Source organism: Sphaerotilus sp., from assembly GCF_041083715.1.
Taxonomy (GTDB): Bacteria; Pseudomonadota; Gammaproteobacteria; order Burkholderiales; family Burkholderiaceae_C; genus Sphaerotilus.
The window spans coordinates 1-2,950 of record NZ_JBFPGY010000177.1 but is presented as its reverse complement, the minus strand read 5'-3'; the positions used below and the strand labels follow the sequence as shown (position 1 = coordinate 2,950).

The following is a 2,950-nucleotide window of genomic DNA, read 5'->3' as shown; positions in this document are numbered from 1 at the left end:
GACCACCCGGCACCTGCAGGCGGGGGACACCTTCGCGCTGGACGCCGAAGTGCCCCACACCGAACGCTATGGTCCGGAGGGCGCCACCTTCTGGGTGGCACGCCGCCACCCACCGACCCTGCAGGCATGAGGCCCTGCATCGCAGGCCACCGGACTACCATGCGGGCTTCGGTTCACCTCACGCACACGCCGCCATGAACGCCCCCGAACACCGCACCGCCCCCGCACTGTCGGGCGCCATCGAGCCGATCGTGGCCATCCGCCGCGACCTCCACGCCCACCCCGAACTCTGCTTCGAGGAAGTCCGCACCGCCGACGTGATCGCCGAGACGCTCGCCGGCTGGGGGATCCCGGTCCACCGCGGGCTGGGCAAGACCGGGGTGGTCGGCATCGTCCAGGGCACGGCAGGCGAGTCGTCCCGCGCCCTCGGCCTGCGTGCCGACATGGACGCGCTGCCGATGACCGAGCACAACACCTTCGCCCACACCAGCCGCCACCCCGGCAAGATGCACGCCTGCGGCCACGACGGCCATGTGGCGATGCTGCTGGCCGCCGCGCAGCACCTGGCGCAGCACCGCGACTTCGCCGGCACCGTCTACCTCGTCTTCCAGCCCGCGGAGGAAGGCGGCGGCGGCGCACGCGAGATGATCGCCGACGGGCTGTTCGCGCAGTTCCCGATGGACGCGATCTTCGGCATGCACAACTGGCCGGGCATGCGCGCCGGGGATTTCGCCATCTGCGCCGGACCGACGATGGCGTCGAGCAACGAGTTCAGGATCACCATCACGGGCAAGGGCTCGCATGCCGCGCTGCCGCACAACGGGATCGATCCGGTGCCGGTGGCCTGCCAGATGGTGCAGGCCTTCCAGACCATCGTGACGCGCAACAAGAAGCCGCTTGACGCCGCCGTCATCTCCGTGACGATGATCCACGCCGGCGAGGCCACCAACGTCGTGCCCGACCACTGCGAGATCCAGGGAACGGTGCGCACCTTCACGCTCGACGTGCTCGACCTGATCGAGCAGCGCATGGAGGCCATCGCGCAGCACACGGCGGCGGCCTTCGGCGCGACGGTGCAGTTCGAGTTTCTGCGCAACTACCCACCGACGATCAACCACCGCGCAGAGGCCGAGTTCGTCCGCGAGACGATGCGCGCCGTGGCCGGCGACGCACGCACGCACGAGTTCGAGCCGACGATGGGTGCGGAGGACTTCAGCTTCTTCCTGCAGGCCAGGCCGGGCGCCTATTTCGTCATCGGCAATGGCGACGGCGACCACCGGGCCCAGGGGCATGGTCTCGGGCCATGCAACCTGCACAACCCGAACTACGACTTCAACGACGGGCTGATTCCGCAGGGGGCGGCGCTGTGGGTGGCGCTGGCGCAGCGGTGGCTGGCAGCGGACTGATGTCCGTTTTGCGTCGCATCCGGTCCGCCCTGGACCAGACAGCAATGCGCGCACAGGTGACGATTGCCTCCATCCCGATGCCATTCACCTGGAGCCCGCCATGTCCCGAATCGACACCCCCCGCCACCCCACCGCCCTGCTGCTGATCGATGCCCAGCAGTCCTTCCGCGCCCGCCCGTACTGGACCGAAACCGACGCCCCCGCCTGGCTGGCTGCGACGAACCGCCTCGTCGCCGGCTGCGCGGCGCGCGGCATCCCGGTCGTGCAGGTGTTCCACACCGACGGCCCGGACACGCCCGACAACCCGTTCGCGCACGCCAGCGGCCTGGTCCACCCGATCGACGGCCTGGCCCCGTTCGACGCCGCGCTGCGCATCGACAAGCACCGGCACAGCGCGCTGGTCGGCACCGGGCTGGGCGTGTGGCTGCACGCACACGGCGTGCAGCGGCTGGTCATCGCGGGCATCCGCACGGAGCAGTGCTGCGAGACCACCACGCGCCACGCCAGCGACGAAGGCTGGCAGGTGGACTATGTGACCGAGGCGACGCTGACCTTCGACATGACGACACCGGCCGGCGACACGCTGAGCGCCGCCCAGATCCGCGAGCGCACCGAGACCGTGCTGGCCGGGCGCTTCGCGACGATCCGCACCGTGGACGAGGCACTGGCAGCCGCCTCCGGCGACACCCCATGATCGACGTGCTCTTCCTCGTGCTGCCCGACACGCTGCTGCTGGACGTCGCGGGGCCGGCCGAGGCGTTCCGGCTGGCGAACCAGGCGCTGCGGCGCAAGGGCCAGCCCGAGGCGTTCCACCTGCGCTACGCCGGGCCGCAGGCGCAGGCCAGCTCGTCGGTCGGACTGCTGCTGGCCGGGCTGGGGCCGCTGCCAACGGCGTTCGAGCGGCCGACCTGGGTCGTGCTGCTCGGCCGGCCGGGCGAGGCCTGCGAGGTGATCGGCCACAGCGCCGCGTGGATGGAAGCGCGGCACTGGCTGGCGCAGACCATCGCGCCGCAGCTGGCACCACCGGGGGCAGCTGCCGGTGCGGTGCAGTTGCTGACGGTGTGCAGCGGTGCGCTGCTGGCCGCCGATGCCGGCCTGCTGGCCGGGCGGCAGGTGACCACCCACCATGAACTGCTGGACGACCTGCAGGCGCTGGCCCCCACTGCGCAGGTGCAGGCCAATCGCCTGTTCGTCGTGGACGGCGCAGTGCGCACCAGCGCCGGTGTCACCGCCGGCATCGACCTGGCGCTGCACGGCATCGCGCAGGTCTGCGGCGAGGTGATCGCGGCGGCGGTGGCCCAGGTGATGGTGGTCTTCGCCCGGCGCGGCGTCCAGGCGCCGCAGGTCTCGGCGCTGCTCTCCCACCGCGACCACCTGCACCCGGCGCTCCACCGCGTGCAGGACGCCGTCTGCGCCACGCCGGCCGCGCCGTGGGACAGCCGCCGCATGGCCGCAGTGGCGCATGTGACCGAGCGGCACCTGGCGCGGCTGTTCCGGCTGCACGCGGGGCTGTCGCCGCGGGCCTATGTCGAGCAGGTGCGGGC

General features: G+C 71.8%; 3 protein-coding genes. All 3 read left to right on the top strand.

Annotated elements, in window-relative coordinates; translation table 11 throughout:
• The first annotated feature begins 194 nt into the window (after positions 1–194).
• Positions 195–1,406 (top strand): M20 aminoacylase family protein, encoded by a 1,212-nt coding sequence (locus AB3X43_RS07855; protein ID WP_369429299.1) that lies wholly within the window; start codon positions 195–197, stop codon positions 1,404–1,406.
• Between the two features lie 100 nt (positions 1,407–1,506).
• The gene (locus tag AB3X43_RS07850; protein ID WP_369429298.1) at positions 1,507–2,100 is read left to right on the top strand and encodes an isochorismatase family protein; all 594 of its coding nucleotides are present in this window, start codon (positions 1,507–1,509) and stop codon (positions 2,098–2,100) included.
• Positions 2,097–2,950 (top strand): DJ-1/PfpI family protein (locus AB3X43_RS07845; RefSeq protein WP_369429297.1); only part of this gene is annotated, 854 nt, incomplete at its 3' end. The genes AB3X43_RS07850 and AB3X43_RS07845, both read left to right, overlap by 4 nt.